This window comes from Paractinoplanes lichenicola (genome assembly GCF_016785085.1).
In the GTDB taxonomy this organism is placed as follows: domain Bacteria; phylum Actinomycetota; class Actinomycetes; order Mycobacteriales; family Micromonosporaceae; genus Actinoplanes; species Actinoplanes lichenicola.
The window spans coordinates 708,606-728,316 of record NZ_JAENHO010000005.1; the positions used below are offsets into that span (position 1 = coordinate 708,606).

Genomic DNA, 19,711 nt, shown 5'->3' on the forward strand with positions numbered 1-19,711 from the left:
CCCCGCCCTCCGTAAGCGGAAGGCGGGGGTGCTGTGAACCGGGAAACCTAGCTGTTGAGCATCTTGCGGAGGACGTACTGCAGGATGCCGCCGTGGCGGTAGTAGTCGGCCTCGCCGGGGGTGTCGATGCGGACGTCGGCGTCGAACTCGACCCCGGTGTCCGTGCGGACCTTGACCGTCGCGGGGGTCTCGCCGTCGTTGAGGGCCGTCACGCCGGTGATCGTGAAGGTCTCGGAACCGGTGAGGCCGAGCGACTCGGCGTTGGTCTTGGGCGGGAACTGCAGCGGCAGCACGCCCATGCCGATCAGGTTGGAGCGGTGGATGCGCTCGTAGCTCTCGGCGATGACCGCGCGCACGCCCAGCAGCATCGTGCCCTTGGCCGCCCAGTCACGCGACGAACCGGAGCCGTACTCCTTGCCGGCCAGGATGACCAGCGGGACGCCGGCCTCCTGATAGGCCACGCTGGCGTCGTAGATCGTGGTCTGGTCGCCGGTGAGGTGGTTGACCGTGAAGCCGCCCTCGACGCCCGGCACGAGCTGGTTGCGCAGCCGGATGTTGGCGAACGTGCCGCGGATCATGACCTCGTGGTTGCCGCGGCGGGAGCCGTACGAGTTGAACTCGTGGCGGGGGACACCGTGCTCAGCCAGATACTTGCCGGCGGGGGAGTCGGCCTTGATCGACGACGCGGGCGAGATGTGGTCGGTCGTGACCGAGTCGCCCAGCTTGGCCAGCACCCGGGCGCCCGAGATGTCGGTGACCGGCTTGGGCGACTGCTCCATGCCCTCGAAGTAAGGGGGCTTGCGCACGTACGTCGACTCGTCGGCCCACTCGAAGGTCTTGCCCTCGGGCGTGGGCAGCGACTGCCACTGCTCGTCGCCCGCGAACACGTCGGAGTATGCCGTGCTGAAGCCCTCGGCCCCGATCGCGGACGCGATGACGTCGTCGATCTCCTTGGCGCTGGGCCAGATGTCGTTCAGGTACACCGGCTCGCCGTCCGAGCCCGTGCCGAGCGGCTCGGTGGTGATGTCGATGTCCATCGAGCCGGCCAGCGCGTACGCCACCACCAGGGGCGGGGACGCCAGGTAGTTCATCTTGATGTCGGGGTTGATCCGGCCCTCGAAGTTGCGGTTGCCGGAGAGCACGCTGACCGCGGTCAGGTCGGCCTCGTTGACGGCGGCCGAGATCTCCTCGGGCAGCGGGCCCGAGTTGCCGATGCAGGTCGTGCAGCCGTACCCGACGAGGTTGAAGCCGATCTTGTCGAGGTAGGGCGTGAGGCCGGCCCGGTCGTAGTAGTCGGAGACGACCTTGGAGCCGGGGGCCAGCGTGGTCTTGACCCACGGCTTGCGGGTCAGGCCCCGCTCGACCGCCTTCTTGGCCAGCAGCGCCGCGCCGATCATGACCTGCGGGTTCGACGTGTTGGTGCAGGACGTGATGGCGGCGATGCCGACGAAGCCGTGGTCGAGCTCGTACTCCACGCCGTCCTCGCCGACCACGCGGGTGGGCTTGGAGGGGCGGCCCTCGGAGCCGGTGGCCGCGCTGAAGACGTGCGGCTTGTCCGCCTCGGAGTCCGCGTGGTTGGCCGGGGGGTCGCTTGCCGGGAACGACTCCTCGGAGGCCTCGTCGGCCGGGCCCTGACCGGACACGTAGTTGGTGAGCGCGTCGCGGAACATCGGCTTGGCCGCGTTCAGCGGGACCCTGTCCTGCGGGCGCTTCGGGCCGGCCAGCGACGGCACGATCGTCGACAGGTCGAGCTCGAGCTTCTCGGAGTAGTCGGGCTCGGCGTTGGGGTCGAGCCAGAGGCCCTGCCGCTTCGCGTACGCCTCGACCAGCGCGACCTGCTCCTCGGAGCGGCCGGTCAGCTTGAGGTATTTGATGGTCTCGTCGTCGATCGGGAAGATCGCCGCGGTCGAGCCGTACTCGGGTGACATGTTGCCGATCGTGGCCCGGTTGGCCAGCGGCACCGCGGTCACGCCGGGGCCGTAGAACTCGACGAACTTGCTGACCACGCCGTGCTCGCGGAGCATCTCGGTGATCGTGAGCACGAGGTCGGTGGCCGTCGTGCCCGCGGGCATCTCGCCGCTGAGCTTGAAGCCGACGACCCGCGGGATGAGCATGCTGACCGGCTGGCCCAGCATGGCCGCCTCGGCCTCGATGCCGCCGACGCCCCAGCCCAGCACGCCCAGGCCGTTGACCATCGTGGTGTGCGAGTCGGTGCCGACGACCGTGTCGGGATACGCCTGGCCGTTGCGCTCCATGATCGTGCGGGCCAGGTATTCGATGTTGACCTGGTGCACGATGCCGGTGCCGGGCGGCACGACCTTGAACTCGTTGAACGCGGTCTGGCCCCAGCGCAGGAACTGGTAGCGCTCGCGGTTGCGCTGATACTCCAGCTCGACGTTGCGGGCGAAGGCGTCCTCGCGGCCGAACAGGTCGGCGATGACCGAGTGGTCGATGACCAGCTCGGCCGGGGCGAGGGGGTTGACCTTGGTCGGGTCGCCGCCCAGATCCTTCACGGCCTCGCGCATGGTGGCCAGGTCGACCACGCAGGGAACGCCGGTGAAGTCCTGCATCAGCACCCGCGCGGGCGTGAACTGGATCTCCACGCTCGGGTCGGCGGTCTGGTCCCAGCCGCCGAGCGCGCGGATGTGGTCGGCGGTGATGTTGGCGCCGTCCTCCGTGCGGAGCAGGTTCTCCAGCAGGATCTTCAAGGAGTAGGGCAGACGCTCGTGCCCCTCCACCTTGTCGATCGTGAAAATCTCGTAGCTCGCGTCTCCGACGCGCAGTTCGCTCTTCGCACCAAAGGTGTCGAGGCTGGCCACGTCATCTCCTTCACACCCAGCGACTGTCATTCAAGTCTTTCGCACCGAAAGGGCGGCCTTCTGGTTAGGCATACCTAACTCTCGGTTCACGTTTCTCGTAAACCGTACGTCCGTCTTGTAAGGCGGCGCAAGGCGGGGGCCGGTTCCTCCCACGTTTACTCCGGTTGCGCCTCGGGCACACGTCGAACCGTGAAGGCGCCCACGGATCTGGCCGAGCTGACCGACTTCTTCGATCGCTACGGCACCGCGCTGACCAGCGGGGACGTTGCGGCGATCAGCCGGTGCTACGCGCTGCCGGGAATGGTGGTGGCCGATTCGTACAGCTTCACCTTCACGTCGCCGGCCGCGGTGGCCCTGTCGTTCCTGGGCGCGGCCCCCGCGTACGAGGAGCAACAGGTCGTCGCCGCGCACGCTCAGTTGCTGGACGTGCAGCGGCTGTCACCGGCGCTCAGTCTCGTATCGGTCGAATGGGAGTATCTGGACTCGCTCGGCAACGCGGTGCCCGGAGAGCGGTATTCATACCTTTTGCGGGTCGACGCAGATGGGCCAAAGATCACCACCGTGGTTGCCACGCACTGAATCCGTTTCGCCTAACTGCCACTATGGCCTGGTGAGCAGCGTCGTGATCCACTACCAGCGCCCGGACGAGGACTACGACGGCTGGGGTGTGCACGCCTGGGAGGGCGCTCTCGGCAAGCCTGACTGGGTCAAGCCGCTCGCTCCAGTTTCGTTCGACGACTTCGGCGCGGTCTTCGACATTCCCGTACGCGAGGGCGCGATCGGCCTGCGCTACGTGCTTCATCGCGGCGACGAGAAGGATCTGCCCGACGACCAGCGCCTCGACCTCACTCAGGCGCGCGAGATCTGGCTGCGCGCCGGGGAGAAAGAGCCGGTCAAGCCCGAGCTGGGCAGCCTGGGCCCCGAGCTCGACCCGGCCCGCTCGCTGGCCGTCTTCGTCGACCGCACCACGATCGCCCTGCCCGCCTGGCTCGTGGCCGAGGCCTTCTTCCTCGGCGAGCACCCGCTCACCCCGCGCCCGGGTGGCCTCTTCCAGGCCCAGAGCCGCCGCTTCCCCCACCTCCGGGCATACAAAGCCTTCTCCGTACGGGAAATGGGTGATGCGGCCCTCGGCGAGCTGCTGCGTGATCGGCTGCTGGTGACCGGGCGCGACGCCGCGGGGGAGCGCACCGTGCTGACCGGTGTGCAGATCGCGGGAGTCATCGACGACCTGTACGCCGATGCCGCCGACGCCTACCTCGGCCTGGTCCTCGACGACGACCGTCCGCGCCTGTCCGTGTGGGCCCCCACCGCCCGTACGGTCGAGCTCGAGCTGTTCAAGACCCCCGCCGACGAGCCCAAGGTCCTGCCCATGGAGCGGGACGACCTGACCGGCGTCTGGTCGATCGGGATCAAGCCGAAGTGGATGGGCCGCTACTACCGCTACCGCGTCGAGGTGTGGCACCCGGCGGCCCAGCGCGTGATCACCACCGGCGTCACCGACCCGTATTCGCTGGCCCTGGCCACCGACTCCACGCACAGCCTGCTGGTCGACCTCGACGACCCCGAGCTGGCCCCGCCCGGCTGGGCCACGCTCGAGAAGCCGGCTCCGGTCGCGCCGGCCCGGATGCAGATCAGCGAGGTGTCGATCCGCGACTTCTCGATCTTCGACCACTCGCTGCCGCCGGCCGAGCGCGGCACGTACGCCGCCTTCACCCATCCCGAGTCGGCCTCGATGAGCCACCTGCGCTCGCTGGCCGATGCCGGGCTGACCCACCTGCACCTGCTGCCCGCGTTCGACTTCGCCAGCGTGCCCGACCGCCGCTCCGACCAGGCCACCCCCGCCTGCGACCTGGCCGCCTTCCCGCCCGACTCGCCCGAGCCGCAGCGCGAGGTGGCCGCGATCGCCGAGCGCGACGGCTTCAACTGGGGCTACGACCCGTGGCACTACACGACGCCCGAGGGCAGCTACGCCGTCGACCCGGCCGGCCCGGCCCGCATCCTCGAGTTCCGCCGCATGGTCGCCGCGCTCAACGAGGCCGGGCTGCGCGTCGTGCTCGACGTCGTCTACAACCACACGATGGCCGACGGCACCGGCCGGTTCAGCGTCCTCGACCGCCTGGTGCCCGGCTATTACCACCGGCAGCTGGCCGACGGCTCCACGGCCGAGTCGACCTGCTGCCCCAACACCGCGCCCGAGCACATGATGATGAGCAAGCTCGTCGTCGACTCGGTGGTCACCTGGGCCCGCAAATACAAGATCGACGGGTTCCGGTTCGACCTCATGGGCCACCACCCGCGGGCCAACATCCTCGAGGTGCGGGTCAACCTCGACCACCTGACGGCCGACGTCGAGGGTGTCGACGGCAAGCAGATCTACCTGTACGGCGAGGGCTGGAACTTCGGCGAGGTGGCCGACGACGCCCGGTTCGCCCAGGCCACGCAGATCAACATGGCCGGCACCGGGATCGGCACGTTCAACGACCGGCTGCGCGACGCCGTCCGGGGCGGCCACTCGTTCGGCGACCCCACCACGCCCGGCTTCGCCACCGGGCTGGGCTCGCTGACCCCGCTGATCGTGCACGACCAAATCAAGGTGGGGCTGTCCGGCGGCCTCGCGGCGTACCGGTTCGTCAACCACCTCGGCGCCGAGCAGAGCGGCGCCCAGGTCGACTACAACGGCGCGCCCAGCGGCTACGCGACGGCCCCGGGCGAGGTCGTCAACTACGTCGACGCCCACGACAACGAGATCCTGTACGACGCGATGGCGTACAAGCTGCCGATCGCCACGCCCGCCGTCGAGCGGGCCCGGCTCCAGGTGCTGGCGCTGGCGCTGGTCGTGCTGAGCCAGGGCGCCGGCTTCGTGGCGCTGGGCAGCGAGCGGCTGCGGTCCAAGTCGCTCGACCGCAACTCGTTCGACTCCGGCGACTGGTTCAACCAGATCCGCTGGGACCCGCGGCTCGGCAACGGCTTCGGCCTGGGCCTGCCGCCCGCCGGCGAGAACGAGGACCGCTGGCCGCTGGCCGGTCCGCTGCTGGCCGACCCCGCGCTGGTGCCCCCGGCCGAGGTGATCGAGCTGACCGCCGAGCGCTATCGCGAGCTGCTGCGCATCCGCCGCTCGTCGCCGGTGTTCGGGCTGCCGACTGCCGACGAGGTGCAGCGCCGCCTCACGTTCCCGCTCGGCGGTCCCGGCGAGACGCCCGGCGTGATCGTGATGTGTCTCGACGGCACCGGCCTCGACCCGCGGTGGAGCCGGCTCGTGGTCGTCTTCAACGCGACCGGCACCGAGACGGTCCAGACCCTTCCGGGCGGCGCCGAGGGTCTGCGGCTGCATCCCGAGCTGACCGAGTCGGCCGACCCGCTCCTGCGGACGGCGGCCGCGTCGGGCGCCGAGTTGACCGTTCCGTCCCGATCGGTGGCTGTATTCGTGCTCGACGCGACCTGAGCCTCTGCTGTGAGTCCGATCCCGACCCGGTGTGGAGGGGTGTCCCTCACGGCGTCGACGGCGAAGAATGACCCCAGGGAGGCGGGGATTGTGCGCGAGGTGAACTACGACGAGAGACAGCATCGGGTCTATGCGCGTGCCCGCGCGCTGCCGCCCGAGACGCTTACCGAATGGGTGCACGTCTTCGCGCGGCACGCCCCGCCGCGGCGGCCGCTGGCCGTGCTCGACCTGGGCTCGGGCACGGGCCGCTTCACGCCCGCGCTGGCCGGCGAGTTCGGCGGCCCGGTCTGGGGTGTCGAGCCGTCCGACCGTATGCGGGCCGCGGCCGAGGCGCACGCCGCCCACGACAACGTGACCTACCTGCCCGGCTCGGCCACCGAGATCCCGCTGCCCGACCGCGGCTGCGACCTGGTGCTGGCCTTCCTCGTGCTGCATCACGTGCGTGACCACGCCGTCGCCGCGGCCGAGATCGCCCGGGTGCTGCGCCCCGGCGGCCGGGTGCTGATCCGCAGCCTGTTCCCCGACCGCATGCCCGCCCTGCCGTGGTACGACTACTTTCCCGGCATCCGGCTGATCGACGAGCAGGTCTTCCCCCGGCTCGACCCGCTGCTCGAGACGTTCGAGGCGGCCGGGCTGCGCTTCGTCACCGTCGAGCGGGTGCAGGAGACCATCGCCACCAGCCTCGGCGAATACGAGGACAGGCTGAAGCTGCGCGGCTCGTCGGCGTTCGAGCGGCTGACCGAGGAGGAGATCGCGGTCGGCTTCGAGGCCCTCGAGGCGGCCGTCCGGGCCGAGCGCAGCCCGCGCCCGGTCGAGGAGGAGAGCGACCTACTGGTCCTCGAGCTTGCGGAGTAGCACCTCTCGTTCCCGCGCGTTGCCGCACAACCGGGCGGCCAGCTCCAACTCGGCCCGTGCCTCCTCCCGGCGGCCCAGTCGCAGCAACAGCTCCCCGCGTACGGTCGGCAGCAGGTGCGAGCCGGGCAGCCGGTCGGTGGCCACCAGCTCGTCGACCAGCGGCAGCGCCTCGGCCGGGCCGCTCGCCATCGCCACGGCCACGGCCCGGTTCAGCTCGACGATCGGCGACGGCGCGACCCGGCCCAGCGCCTCGTAGAGCAGCACGATCCGCTCCCAGTCGGTCTCGGCGACCGACCCGGCGCTCGCGTGGCACGCGGCGATGGCGGCCTGCAACCCGTACGGGCCGAGACCGTGCCCGGCCGCCGTGGCCTGACCCAGCGCCGCCAGCCCCCGCCGGATCGCCGATCGGTCCCAGCGCCGCCGGTCCTGCTGCTCGAGCAGGATCGCTTCGCCGTCCGGACCCGTACGGGCGCCGAAGCGCGACGCGGTGAGCTCGCACAACGCGATCAGCCCGAACACCTCGGCCTCGCCCGGCCTTCCGGCTTTTTGTAGCAGCGCGGCCAGGGTGCGGGCCAGCCGTAGCGCCTCGTACGCGAGATCCTTGCGCAGCAGGTTGTCGCCCGCGGTGGCAGTCGAGCCCTCGGTGAAGATCACATAGAGGACGCTGAGCACGCCGCCTAATCGCCGCCGCCGCTCGTCGGCCGGGGGCACCTCGAACGGCACCCGCGCGGCCGCGATCGTCTTCTTGGCCCGGGTGATGCGGGCCTGGATCGTCGGCACCGGCACCAGGAACGCGCGGGCGATCTCCTCGCTCGACAGCCCGCCCACCGTGCGCAAGGTGAGCGCCACCCGGGCCTCGGGGGAGAGCACCGGGTGACACGCCACGAACATCAGCGACAGCACGTCGTCGTCGATCCGGTCCGGGTCCCACAGGTGCCCGTCCCCGCCGTCGGTGTCCTCCTCGGCGAGCAGGGCGTATTTCTGGTCGCGGGCCGCCCGGCGGCGGAAGGCGTCGATCGCCCGCCGCCGGGCGGTGGCCAGCAGCCACCCCACGGGGTTGTCCGGCTCGCCGTCGCGCGGCCACTTCTCGAGGGCCTCGGCCACCGCCTCCTGCGCGACGTCCTCGGCCAGGTCGAGATCACCCCCGGCGTACCGGGTCAGCGCGCCGACGATGCGCGCCGACTCGATCCGCCAGACGGCCTCGACCGAGCTCACAGCTGGCCGGTCTGCTCGCGCCAGGCCCGCTCGCGCTGCACCCACTCGTTGTCCTGCGGGAACTCGTCGATGCCGGGCACCCGGCGCACCTCGCACTTGCCGCCCGGGAAGGACGGCAGGCGCTTGGCCCACTCGATCGCCTCGTCCTTGCTCTTGACGTCGATGATGTAGAACCCGCCGAACAGCTCCTTGGTCTCCCCGTACGGGCCGTCGGTGACCACCGGCGTCTCGCCCGAGAAGTCGACCACCACGCCCTGGGCCGCGTCGTCGAGGCCCTCGGCGGCCACCAGCACGCCGGCCTTGATCAGCTCGTCGTTGTAGCGGCCGACGGTCTCGAGCATCTCGTCCATCGACGCGGTGGCCATCGCCTCGAGCACCTCGTCGCTGCTCCGCATGATCAGCATGTACTTCGCCATGGTGGCTTCTCCCTCTGGTGTCCGGTCGCTTGCCGACCTTCTCACCCCCAGGTCGAACGCCCGCGCCGGGGATCGACACGGTGCGCTAAATTTTTCCGCGTGCTGCTCCGAAAGCTTCCCTGGGCCGTGGCGCTGGTGGCGCTGGCCGCCGGGTGCACGTCGTCCGACCCGTCGCCGGCCCCCGCTCCGACCAGCGCCGGGTCGCCCCCGGCGTGGACCGAGCCCGCCTCGTATTCGTACGTGCTCAGCCGGGGTTGCGACGACGCCGAGCCGCTCGGCCGCTATCAGGTGACGGTGGCGTCCGGGGCGGTCTCGGCGACCGAGCGGCTCGACGTGACCTCGGTGGTGCCCTCGGCCGGCGCCGACGAGGATCTGGGCCCGGCCACCGGTCAGACGGGGGAGGAGATCGAGGCCTTCACGCTCAGCGAGCTGGTCGAGATGGCCGAGACCGCCACCGACGACGGGGCCGAGGTCGCCACCACGTACGACACCGCCGACGGGCACCCGGTCAAGGTCAGCATCGACGTCGGCGAGGGCCCCGAGTGCTGGAGCGTCAGCGACTACAAGCCTTAAGTTTCGCCTCGGGCTGTCGATGTTGTTGAGGTGAGGACCAAGGCCTTCCTGGTCGTCGGTCTCGTGCTCGCCGGCCTGTGCACCGCCAAGGCCGCCTGGTCGGCGTTCGGCGGCAGCACCGGCAGCCCGGGCAACCGGTTCGCCGCGGGCTCGGTGCTCCTGACCGACAACTCCGCCGGTCAGACCATGTTCACCGTGGCGGCGCTGCGGCCCGGCGTCGCGCCCAGCCGGTGCGTCCGGGTCGCCTACGAGGGCTCGCTGCCCGCCACCGTGCGCATGTCCGGCGCCACGACCGGCGGCACGGGCCTCGAGAACTACCTCATGCTCTCGGTGACCCGCGGCTCCGGGGTGACCGGCTCGTTTCCCGGCTGCACCGGCTTCACCCCGGACGCCACCGACTACAACCTGCTCGGGCCGGGCGTGCTCTACAGCGGGGTGCTGGCCGGCTACCCGACCCTCACCGACCCCGGCGGCACCTGGGCCACCAACGAGGCCCACTGGTATCGGCTCAGCGTCGACGTGCTGGAGCCCGCGGCCGCGCTCGGGCAGTCGGTGACGCAGACGTTCAGCTGGGACGCGCGCTGATGCGGCGGGCCCTCGCGGCCGGGGTCGCCGTGGTGGTGATCCTGGCCGGGTTCGGCGCTGTGCCGGCCTGGGCGGTCTTCACTTCGACCATTTCCCGTACGGGCAACACGGTCACCGCGGACGCCGACTTCACGATCAACGGCGCCCTGCACATCTGGGGCGACACCGGCGGCGTCCAGCTGGGCCCGTCGCAGGTCGGCACCGCGACCACCTGGACCTCGGCCACCGCCGGCGACCGCATGGCCTGCGCGATCTCGGCCGGCAAGCTCTTCTGCTTCGGTGGCGGCAACAGCAGCGGGCAGCAGGGCGTCAACGACGTGTCGGCGCACAACACACCCGTGCAGGTGGGCTCGGCCGACTGGACCACCGTCGCGACCGGGTCCAACCACACCTGCGGCATCCAGACCGACAGCACGCTGTGGTGCTGGGGCGCCAACGCCTACGGCCAGCTCGCCCAGGACCCGACCGCCACCCCCACGTCCCGGGTGCCGGTGCAGGTGACGTTCCCGGGCCTGACCGGGTGGGCGACGGTGTCGGCCGGAACCGAGTTCACCTGCGCCACCCGTACGGACGGCACCCTCTACTGCTGGGGGCGCAACGGCCAGGGCCAGCTCGGGATCGGGCTCACCGTCCCCAACCCGTCCAGCGTGCCGTTGGCGGTGTCCGGAAGCGGGTGGACCTCCGTCGCGCTGGGCTCGCAACACGCCTGCGGTCTGCAGGGCACGGTCCTGAGCTGCTGGGGCAACGGTGGCAGCAACCGGCTCGGGCAGGCCAACAGCACCTCGTACCCGTCGCCGGCCACGGTCGCCGGCTCCTGGGCCACGCTCGCCGTCGGGCAGGACCACGCCTGCGGAATCACCCTGACCGGCCAGCTCTACTGCTGGGGTGCGGGCGGCAACGGGCGGCTGGGGCGCGGCACCACCAACAGCACCACCAACGGGCCGGTGCCGATCGGCGGGGCCGGCGACACGTGGCGGTCGATCGCGGCCGGCCAGGCGCACACGTGCGGCACGCAGACCGACAACTCGCTCTACTGCTGGGGCACCAACACGTACGGGCAGGTCGGCGACGGCACAGTGACCGACCAGCTGTCGCCGGTCAAGATCGGCGCCTCGGTGTGGTCGGCCGTCGCGCCCGGCGAGATCGCCGCCATGACCTGCGCGATCCGCACCGACGGGACGCTGTGGTGCTGGGGGACGACCGGGCTGCCGCTCTTCAAGCCACTGCGCATCGGCACCGGCACCACGTGGCATCAGGCCGCGGCCGGCGACCAGTTCGTGTGCGCCGTCCGCGACGCGGGCGCGCTCTACTGCTTCGGCCAGCAGAACGCCGGTCGCCTGGGCGCGGGCGACACCGCCAACCACTTCGGCCCGACCCCGGTCACCACCACCGCCGGTACGGCGTTCAGCCAGGTGACCGCGGGCCAGTACCACGCCTGTGCGGTCGGCGCCGACACCACGCTGTGGTGCTGGGGGTCGGCCACCTACGGGCAGACCGGGCAGGGCAACAGCACCCAGCAGAACGGCCCCGCGCAGGTCACCAGCCCGGCCACCGGCTGGACCAGCGTGTCGGCCGGCGCCCTGTTCAGCTGCGGCATCCGCGCCGACACCACGATGTACTGCTGGGGGAACAACGTCTTCGGCGAGCTGGCCCAGGGCGCCACGAGCACCCCGCAGAGCACGCCGGTGCCCGTGACCACCCCCGCGGCGACCGGGTGGGTGCAGGTCAGCGCCGGTTTCCAGCACGCCTGCGCGCTGCGTACGGACACCAAGGTCTATTGCTGGGGCAGCAACGGCAGCGGCCGGCTCGGCTTCGGCACCAGCGCGGCCGCGCTCGTCCCGACCGTGATCTCGGGGCCCGGCGGCTACCTGACGATCGGGATCGCCACCGACCACAGCTGCGGCATCCGCGACAACGGCACCCTGTGGTGCTGGGGCACCGGGGCCAACGGGCGCCTCGGCGTGGGCTCGACCGCCGACAAATACCTGCCCACCCAGGTGACCGGGTCGAGCGCGTGGCGCCGGATCGGCGGCGGCAACCCCAACACCTGCGGGGTCCGGGCCGACAACGCCGTCTGGTGCTGGGGCGGCAACGCCCGCGGGCAGCTCGGCCTGGGCAGCGCCTACGGGGACCAGACCAGCCCGGTGCCGCTCGGGCTGTCGGGGCGGCCCGCGGTGGGTGGGCCGGGCTCGAACATCATGACGCTGATCGCCTACTGACTTCCGCTTGTTCACGCTTGACTTCGAGCGCGCTCGAACCCCTACCGTGCGGTGTCATGACCGCTCCCACCGCCAGTGATGTGCTCGCAGGAACCGACCTGACCGGCAAGACCGCCGTCGTGACCGGGGGCGCCTCGGGCATCGGCCGGGCCGCCGCCCGGGCCCTGGCCGCCGCCGGCGCCCACGTGATCGTGCCCGCGCGCCGGCCTTTCTCGGGGGAAGGCCTCGACGTCCGCCCGATGGACCTCACCGACCTCGACTCGGTGCGCGCCTTCGCCGCCACGGTCGACCGGGCCGACCTCGTGATCGGCAGCGCCGGGGTGATGGCCTGCCCCGAGACCCGCGTCGGCCCCGGCTGGGAGGCCCAGTTCGCCACCAACCACCTCGGCCACTACGCCCTGATCATGCAGCTGTGGCCGGCCCTGCTGGCGGCCGGCGACGCCCGGGTGGTGATGGTCGCCTCGGGCCGGTCGCCCGACGACCGCATCCGCTGGGGCGACGTGCAGTTCGAGCTCGGCTACGACAAGTGGGCCGCCTACACCCAGTCCAAGCTGGCCACCATCCTGTTCGCCTACCAGCTCGACCTGCTGGGCGCGCCGTTCGGCGTCCGGGCGTTCTCGGCCAGCCCCGGCTGGGTGCTGACCCCGCTGCAACGCCACCTGACATCGGCCGAGATGGTCGACGCGGGCTGGATCGACGAGGACGGCAAGGCGATCCCCGGCCTGTTCCTGACCCCCGAGCAGGGCGCGGCCACCCCGGTCTGGGCCGCGGTGACCCCGGTGACCCGCGGCGGCGCCTACTGCCGCGACCTGGCGCTGACCGAGGAGTTCCCGGCCGACGCCCCCGAGGCGGCCAAGCTCTGGCACCTCTCGGCCCAGCTGACCGGTCTCAACCTGCCCTGGCTTCCAGCCGAGCGACGAGCCGGCTAGATCTCGTCGATCAGGTCGGCCACCGAGTTGACGATGCGGGACGGGCGGAACGGGTAGCGGTCGGCCTCCTCGCGGGTGCTGATGCCGGTCAGCACGAGGATCGTCTCGAGACCCGCCTCGAGCCCGCACAGCACGTCGGTGTCCATCCGGTCGCCGATCATGGCGGTGGACTCGCTGTGGGCCTCGATCGTGTTGAGCGCCGAGCGCATCATCATCGGGTTCGGCTTGCCCACGAAATACGGCTCGACGCCGGTCGCCTTCGAGATCATCGCCGCTACCGAGCCGGCGGCGGGCAGCGCGCCCTCGTTGGAGGGGCCGGTCGCGTCGGGGTTCGTACAGATGAACTTGGCGCCGCCGCCGATCAGCCGGATCGCCTTGGTTATCTGCTCGAAGCTGTAGTTGCGGGTCTCGCCCAGCACCACGTAATCCGGGTCGAACTCCGTCAGCACGTAACCCGACGCGTGCATGGCCGTGGTCAGGCCCGCCTCGCCGATCACGTACGCCGTACCGCCGGGCCTTTGATCGGAAAGGAACTGCGCCGTGGCCAGGGCGGCCGTCCAGATCGACTGCTCCGGCACGTCGAAGCCCATGCGGTTGAGCCGGGCCTGCAGGTCGCGGGGCGTGTAGATCGAGTTGTTGGTCAGGATCAGGAAGGGCTTGCCGGACGTCTTCATCCGGTTCACGAAGTCGGGCGCGCCTGGAACCGGCACGCCCTCGTGAACGAGCACACCGTCCATGTCGGTGAGCCAGCTCTCGATGGCCTTGCGCTCAGGCATCATGCTCCTCGTCGCTGTGGGGGTGGGCAGCACGGGACCGGGCAGTCGTCCCAGACCGGGAGCGTACCGAGCCGGCGTGACGGGACGCTGTCGGTCCGCTCACGCACGAGGTCTTTGACCATGGCGACGAAGCGCGGGTCCGTGCCGGGGGTGGCCGCGCGGGCATACCCGAGGCCGAGCCGTTTAGCCGTGTCAGCGGCCTCGTTGTCGAGATCCCAGATCACTTCGAGGTGGTCCGAGACGAACCCGATCGGGCTCACTACTACGTCGGTCACACCCTGCTCGGCGAGCTTCTCGAGGTGATCGTTGATGTCGGGCTCGAGCCACGGCACCTGCGGCGGGCCGGAGCGGCTCTGCCAGACCAGATCCCACTCCAGCTCGGGCGCGGCGGCGGCGTGCACCAGGCGGGCCGTCTCGTCGAGCTGGGCCTCGTATCGCCCGCCGGTCGGGCCGGCCGTCCTCGCCATCGACGACGGAATCGAATGCGCCGTGAACACCAGCCGAGTGGTGGCGCGGCGGCTCTCGTCGAGGGTGGCCAGCGACGACCGTACGGCGTCGGAATGTGGCTCGACAAAACCGGGATGATCCCAGAACTGGCGCAACTTGGAGATCACGGGAGCGCCCGGACCGACCTTGGCCCTGGCGTTCGCGATGTCCTCCCAGTACTGCTTGCACGACGAATAGCCGCCGTACGCGCTGGTGGCGAACCCGAGCGCGTGCGTGATGCCGTCGTCGCGCATCTGCGCCACGGTGTCGGCCAGCATCGGCTGCCAGTTCCGGTTCCCCCAGTACGCCGGCAGGTCGATCCCGTCCGCGGCGAACTCGGTGCGGACGGCGGCGAGGAGATCCCGGCACTGCTGGTTGATCGGCGAGACGCCGCCGAAGTGGTAGTAGTGCTCCGCCACCTCGGCCAGGCGCTCGTCCGGAACTCCCCGCCCCCGCACCACGTTGCGCAGGAACGGCATCACGTCATCGGGCTTCTCGGGGCCGCCGAAGGACAGCAGGACGAAGGCGTCGTAAACCACTCGTCCACTATTCCACCGCGTCAGGCGCCGAGCGCGTGGTAGCCCCCGTCGACGTGCACAACCTCACCCGTAGTAGCCGGGAACCAGTCCGAGAGCAGGGCGCAGATCGCCTTGCCGGCCGCCGACGTGTCGTGCAGGTCCCAGCCCAGCGGGGCCCGGTCGGCCCACGCGTTCTCGAACTGCTCGAAGCCGGGGATCGACTTGGCCGCCATCGTGCGCAGCGGGCCGGCCGACACCAGGTTGCTGCGGATGCCCTGCTTGCCCAGGTGCAGCGCGAGGTAGCGGTTGGCCGACTCGAGGCCCGCCTTGGCCACGCCCATCCAGTCGTAGACCGGCCACGCCTTGGTCGCGTCGAAGGTGAGCCCGACGATGCTGCCGCCGGACTGCATGAGCGGCAGACAGGCCACGGCCAGGGACTGGTATGAGTACGTCGAGACGTGGATCGCCTTGGACACGTCCTCCCACGGCGCGTGGAGGAAGTTGCCGCCGAGAGCACTCTGCGGCGCATTTCCAATCGAGTGGACGAGGCCGTCGATGCCGTCCATGTGCTCGCGCACCCGGTCGGCCAGGCCCGCCAGGTGCTCGGGGTCGGTCACGTCGAGCTCGATCACCGGCGGCGTCTCCGGAAGGCGCTTGGCGATGCGCTCGACGAGGGAAAGGCGGCCGAAGCCGGTGAGGACGACCTTTGCGCCGCTTTCCTGAGCGATCTTGGCCGCCGAGAACGCGATGGAAGCGTCCGTGATCACGCCGGTGATGAGCAGCCGTTTGCCGGCCAGCAATCCAGACACAGTGGTTATAGCTCCTTTTGTAGGGATTTAATGGCCCATACCGAGGCCGCCGTCGACCGGGATGACCGCACCGTTGATGTAGGCGGCGCCATCGCTGGCCAGGAAGGTGACCGTGGCCGCGACCTCGTCGGCGCTGGCGAGCCGGCCCGCCGGAACCGCCTTGATGATCTCCGCCTGCCGGGCCTCCGACAAGACCGCTGTCATCTCCGTCTCGATGAAGCCGGGCGCCACCACGTTCGCCGTGATGTTGCGGCTGCCCAGCTCACGAGTGATGCTGCGGGCCATGCCGACCAGGCCGGCCTTGCTCGCGGCATAGTTCACCTGACCGGGGCCGCCGTAGAGCCCGACCACCGACGAGATGTAGATGATGCGGCCCCACTTGGCCCGCAGCATCTTGGAGCTGGCCCGCTTGGTGACCCGGAACGAGCCCTTCAGGTTCGTGTCGATCACCCGCTCGAACTGCTCCTCGCTCATCCGCAGCACCAGCGTGTCGTCGGTGATGCCGGCGTTGGCCACCAGCACCTCGACCGGGCCGAGCTCCTTCTCGATCTCGGTGAACGCCGCGTCGACCTGAGCCGGGTCGGTGATGTCGCACTGCACCCCGAACAGCCCCTCGGGCGCGCCGCTGCCGCGGTGGGTGACCGCGACCCGGTCGCCCTGCTCGGCGAACGCCCGCGCGATCGCGAGACCGATGCCCCGGTTGCCGCCTGTCACCAAAACCGTGCGCGCCACGAACGTCGCTCCTCATACCCAGGTAGGGGGTGCCGGCTGGCACCACGGGGGCACGACGGCGACGTGATACCGCCGTAACCTGCCGGGGTGGAGACTATCGGCCCAGTGACCCGGCGCAACGCCACGGGGCCGCTCAGACGCCTGTTCTGGTCACGCGAAAAGGCCCGTCCCGCCCTCCAGGGACAATTCTGGACGTACGCGATCCCGCTGGGCCTGCTCGGGCTGATCGGCCTGGGCTTCGCGGCCGGCGCGGCGCTGGACGGCCGGGGGCTCGACAGGCTGTGGGTCGTGATCATCGCGGTCGGCTCGGTGCTGCCCGTCGTGATCACCTTCCGCCTGCCCGTGCTCGCGTGGCGGGCCGGCTTCCTCATGCTCTTCCTCGGCTCGTTGCAGGCCGACCCCAAGGAGTCCTGGCCGTGGAACACCGTCCAGCTCCTCGGGTTCCTCGTCGTGCTGGGCCGGCTGGCGGTCAGCGAGGAGTCGGCCCTGACGATCTGGGCCGTCGCGTTCAGCCTGATCCCGGTCTTCGTCTACTCCCCGTACGCGAACGCCTGGGGCGCGGCCGTGCTGCTCGTGGCCATCGCCGCGCTCGGCGACATCGTGTCCCGGCGACGGCGTACGCGGGCCCTGCTCGCCGAGAAAGAGGAGCTCACCGAGCTCGAGCGCGCGAAACGGGCGGTCCTGGAGGAAAGGACGCGGATCGCCCGGGAGATGCACGACGTGGTCGCCCACCACATGTCGATGATCGCCGTACGGGCCGAGACCGCGCCCTATCGCGTGGGCGACCTGCCGGACTCGGCGAAGGAGGAGCTGGCCACGATCGCGGGCACGGCCCGGGAGGCGCTGACCGACATGCGGCGCCTGCTCGGGGTGCTGCGGGCCGAGGAGGGGGACGCGCCGCTCACGCCGCAGCCGGGCTTCGCCGAGGTGGCGACCCTGGTGGAGACGGCGCGGGGCGCCGGGCTGACGGTCGAGCTCACCGTGACCGACGTCGCCGACCTGCCCGAGACGGTGGGCCTGGCGGCGTACCGGATCGTGCAGGAAGCCCTGGCCAACGCGGCCCGGCACGCGCCCGGCGGGCCGGTGACCGTCGACGCCCGCGGCTTTCCCGAGCGGATCGAGCTCACCGTGCGTAACAAGCTGATCGGCCCCGTCCCGGCCGCCCACGGCCACGGGCACGGGCTGGCCGGCATGCGCGAACGGGCCGAACTGCTCGGCGGCACCCTCTCCGCCGCGGCCGAGGACGACCATTTCGTCGTGTGGGCGAGCCTGCCCCGAGGGGAGCAGTCGTGATCAAGGTCCTCATCGCCGACGACCAGGCGATGGTTCGCGAGGGTTTCGGCGCGTTGCTGGCCGCCCAGCCCGACATGCTCGTGGTCGGTGACGCCGCCGACGGCGCGGCGGCCGTGGCCCAGGCCCGCGACCTGCGCCCCGACGTGGTGCTGATGGACGTCCGCATGCCGATCATGGACGGGCTCGAGGCCACCCGCCGCCTGTCCTCCGCCGACGGCCCGCGCATCGTCATCCTGACCACGTTCGACCTGGACGACTACGTCTTCGCGGCCCTGCGCGCGGGCGCCAGCGGCTTCCTGCTCAAGGACGCCCCCGCCGCCGACCTGATCAACGCCGTACGGATCGTGGCCGCCGGCGAGGCCCTGCTCGCCCCCAAGGTGACCCGCCGCCTGATCGAGGAGTTCGCCGCCCGCCCGGTGTCCGACCGCCCGAAACCGGCCGCGCTCAACGCCCTCACCCCGCGCGAGACCGACGTGCTGCTGCTGATCGCGCGGGGCCGCTCCAACCAGGAGATAGCCGAGGAGTTGATCGTGGCCGAGCAGACAGTGAAAACCCACATCGGCCGCATCCTGGCCAAGCTCAACCTCCGCGACCGCGCCCAGGCCGTCGTCTTCGCCTACGAAACCGGCCTCGTCATCCCCTCCTGAGGTTTTTTCGGGCCGCTTCGCAGATGGTGGATGTCGATCTCCTGAGCCCGTTTTCTGGTTGGATTTTTGTCGTACGTGTGTACGAAGATGCTGGCCATGTTGGCGGAGATGACTCAGCTCGGGAAGGACGCGGCGCAGCTCGCCGCGGCTCCGCTGTGGTCGCTGGCCGACGACGAGATCACCGACTGCCTGGCCGCGGCCCACCGGCTCGAACAGAGCGTGGCGGCGTTGCAGGCGCGACTGGTGCGGCAGGCCGAGACCCGGGGCCTGCCCGCCGCGCAGGGGCAGCCCACCACGACCACCTGGCTGCGCGAGCGGCTGCTGCTCGACCACGGCCCGGCCCGCGAGCTCGCCGAGCGTGCGGCCGCCCTGACCCGCCACCCGGCCGTCGAGCAGGCTTTGATCGACGGCCGGATCGACGCCCGGCAAGCCACCACCATCGTCGCCACCCTGGATGCTGTCGCCACCAGTCTCGGCGAGCTCGATCAGGCGGTCGACCCGGCCGAGGCCGACGACATCGCCGAACGGGCCAGGACCACGCTGATCGAGATGGCCGGCCGGCTGCCCGCCTACAAACTGCGCCGCGTCGGCGAGCGCATCCTCGAACACGTCGCCCCGCACCTGGCCGAACGCGCCGAGGAGCTCGCCCTGGCCCGGCTCGAGGCCCGTGCCCATCAGGCCCGCGGGTTCACCTTGTCCACCGCGGCCGCCGGGATCGTCCGCCTCTCCGGCGTGCTCGGCAGCGAGGACGCCGCCGTGCTCCAGGCCGCGCTGCATCCACTCTGCAAGCCCGTCCCGGACGACGAGCGCCGCCCGGCCCAGCGGCGGGCCGACGCCCTGGTCGAGGTGTGCCGGCTCGCGCTGCGCACCGGCGAGCTGCCCGAATCCGGCGGCGAACCCGCCCAGCTCGCGGTCACCGTCGCCTACGACCCGCTCACCCGAGCCCTGGGCCCGGCCACCACCGACACCGGGCTGCGGCTGTCCGCCGGCACCGCGCGGCGGCTGGCCTGCGACGCCCGCGTCCTGCCGGCAGTGCTCGGCAGCGCCGGCCAGGTCCTCGACCTCGGCCGCACCCAGCGGCTGGCCACCGCCTCACTGCGCCGCGCGCTGAGCCTGCGCGACCGCGGCTGCGCCTTCCCCGACTGCGATCGCCCACCCCGCTGGACCGACGCCCACCACCTCACCGCCTGGACAGACGGCGGCCCCACCAGCCTGGACAACATGGCGCTGCTGTGCCGCTACCACCACCGGCTGATCCACCATCCGACCGCCGGCTGGCAGATCCGCCTCGACGCCGACCGGCGACCCGAGTTCATCCCGCCACCCGGCATCGATCCCGCTCGGACTCCCCGTCAAAACCTCTACTACCCGCGCTTATAACGGCTGCGTCGTTGCGC

Annotated in this window: 17 protein-coding genes; 10 read left to right on the forward strand and 7 right to left on the reverse strand. The window is 71.1% G+C overall.

Annotated features, from left to right (window positions below; all coding sequences use genetic code 11):
* Positions 1-47: 47 nt before the first annotated feature.
* Positions 48-2,849, reverse strand: a complete 2,802-nt coding sequence (acnA, locus tag JKJ07_RS20790; RefSeq protein WP_202993235.1) for an aconitate hydratase AcnA — start codon at positions 2,847-2,849, stop codon at positions 48-50.
* A 159-nt stretch (positions 2,850-3,008) separates the two neighbouring features.
* Here acnA and JKJ07_RS20795 point away from each other — a divergent pair, with 159 nt between their 5' ends.
* The 3 genes from JKJ07_RS20795 (at position 3,009) to JKJ07_RS20805 (ending at position 7,116) form a co-directional block, all read left to right on the forward strand.
* Positions 3,009-3,398, forward strand: a complete 390-nt coding sequence (locus tag JKJ07_RS20795; RefSeq protein WP_202993236.1) for a DUF6841 family protein — start codon at positions 3,009-3,011, stop codon at positions 3,396-3,398.
* The gene (gene pulA / locus JKJ07_RS20800) at positions 3,361-6,261 is read left to right on the forward strand and encodes a pullulanase-type alpha-1,6-glucosidase (RefSeq protein WP_202993237.1); all 2,901 of its coding nucleotides are present in this window, start codon (positions 3,361-3,363) and stop codon (positions 6,259-6,261) included. Before JKJ07_RS20795 ends, pulA begins: the two co-directional genes overlap by 38 nt.
* A gap of 90 nt (positions 6,262-6,351) precedes the next feature.
* On the forward strand, positions 6,352-7,116 hold the full coding sequence (locus JKJ07_RS20805) for a class I SAM-dependent methyltransferase (protein WP_202993238.1): 765 nt from the start codon (positions 6,352-6,354) through the stop codon (positions 7,114-7,116).
* Here the strand turns inward: JKJ07_RS20805 and JKJ07_RS20810 are convergent.
* Together JKJ07_RS20810 and JKJ07_RS20815 are read right to left on the reverse strand one after the other, a co-directional pair.
* On the reverse strand, positions 7,090-8,331 hold the full coding sequence (locus JKJ07_RS20810; protein WP_307834332.1) for an RNA polymerase sigma factor: 1,242 nt from the start codon (positions 8,329-8,331) through the stop codon (positions 7,090-7,092). The genes JKJ07_RS20805 and JKJ07_RS20810 overlap by 27 nt on opposite strands.
* The gene (locus JKJ07_RS20815) at positions 8,328-8,747 is read right to left on the reverse strand and encodes a YciI family protein (protein WP_202993239.1); all 420 of its coding nucleotides are present in this window, start codon (positions 8,745-8,747) and stop codon (positions 8,328-8,330) included. The genes JKJ07_RS20810 and JKJ07_RS20815 overlap by 4 nt, the downstream gene beginning before the upstream one ends.
* A 99-nt stretch (positions 8,748-8,846) precedes the next feature.
* On the opposite strand from JKJ07_RS20815, the gene JKJ07_RS20820 reads away from it, so the two are divergent.
* From JKJ07_RS20820 to JKJ07_RS20835, 4 genes are read left to right on the forward strand one after another with little or no spacing between them, the layout of a single operon-like run.
* Positions 8,847-9,320: a DUF6174 domain-containing protein gene (locus JKJ07_RS20820; protein ID WP_202993240.1), complete on the forward strand. Its 474-nt coding sequence runs from the start codon at positions 8,847-8,849 to the stop codon at positions 9,318-9,320.
* Positions 9,321-9,350: 30 nt separating this feature from the next.
* On the forward strand, positions 9,351-9,905 hold the full coding sequence (locus JKJ07_RS20825; protein WP_202993241.1) for a hypothetical protein: 555 nt from the start codon (positions 9,351-9,353) through the stop codon (positions 9,903-9,905).
* The gene (locus JKJ07_RS20830) at positions 9,905-12,124 is read left to right on the forward strand and encodes an RCC1 domain-containing protein (RefSeq protein WP_202993242.1); all 2,220 of its coding nucleotides are present in this window, start codon (positions 9,905-9,907) and stop codon (positions 12,122-12,124) included. The genes JKJ07_RS20825 and JKJ07_RS20830 overlap by 1 nt, the downstream gene beginning before the upstream one ends.
* Positions 12,125-12,180: 56 nt before the next feature.
* On the forward strand, positions 12,181-13,053 hold the full coding sequence (locus JKJ07_RS20835) for an SDR family NAD(P)-dependent oxidoreductase (RefSeq protein WP_202993243.1): 873 nt from the start codon (positions 12,181-12,183) through the stop codon (positions 13,051-13,053).
* On the opposite strand, the gene JKJ07_RS20840 is transcribed toward JKJ07_RS20835, so the two are convergent.
* Genes JKJ07_RS20840 through JKJ07_RS20855 form a run of 4 tightly spaced genes read right to left on the reverse strand, consistent with a single transcriptional unit; the run spans position 13,050 to position 16,374 of the window.
* On the reverse strand, positions 13,050-13,829 hold the full coding sequence (locus tag JKJ07_RS20840) for an HAD-IIA family hydrolase (protein WP_184952664.1): 780 nt from the start codon (positions 13,827-13,829) through the stop codon (positions 13,050-13,052). The two genes, JKJ07_RS20835 and JKJ07_RS20840, sit on opposite strands and share 4 nt — an antisense overlap.
* Positions 13,829-14,854, reverse strand: a complete 1,026-nt coding sequence (locus tag JKJ07_RS20845) for a ferrochelatase (protein ID WP_202993244.1) — start codon at positions 14,852-14,854, stop codon at positions 13,829-13,831. The genes JKJ07_RS20840 and JKJ07_RS20845 overlap by 1 nt, the downstream gene beginning before the upstream one ends.
* A 20-nt stretch (positions 14,855-14,874) precedes the next feature.
* Complete coding sequence (gene fabI / locus JKJ07_RS20850; protein ID WP_202993245.1) at positions 14,875-15,642, reverse strand: enoyl-ACP reductase FabI; 768 nt, start codon at positions 15,640-15,642, stop codon at positions 14,875-14,877.
* A gap of 27 nt (positions 15,643-15,669) precedes the next feature.
* Positions 15,670-16,374 (reverse strand): beta-ketoacyl-ACP reductase, encoded by a 705-nt coding sequence (locus JKJ07_RS20855; RefSeq protein WP_202993246.1) that lies wholly within the window; start codon positions 16,372-16,374, stop codon positions 15,670-15,672.
* Positions 16,375-16,461: 87 nt separating this feature from the next.
* Here JKJ07_RS20855 and JKJ07_RS20860 point away from each other — a divergent pair, with 87 nt between their 5' ends.
* The 3 genes from JKJ07_RS20860 (at position 16,462) to JKJ07_RS20870 (ending at position 19,694) form a co-directional block, all read left to right on the forward strand.
* Positions 16,462-17,667, forward strand: a complete 1,206-nt coding sequence (locus JKJ07_RS20860) for a sensor histidine kinase (RefSeq protein ID WP_307834333.1) — start codon at positions 16,462-16,464, stop codon at positions 17,665-17,667.
* Complete coding sequence (locus JKJ07_RS20865) at positions 17,664-18,314, forward strand: response regulator (protein WP_202993247.1); 651 nt, start codon at positions 17,664-17,666, stop codon at positions 18,312-18,314. Before JKJ07_RS20860 ends, JKJ07_RS20865 begins: the two co-directional genes overlap by 4 nt.
* A gap of 108 nt (positions 18,315-18,422) precedes the next feature.
* Positions 18,423-19,694: an HNH endonuclease signature motif containing protein gene (locus JKJ07_RS20870; protein WP_236029361.1), complete on the forward strand. Its 1,272-nt coding sequence runs from the start codon at positions 18,423-18,425 to the stop codon at positions 19,692-19,694.
* Positions 19,695-19,711: the final 17 nt, after the last annotated feature.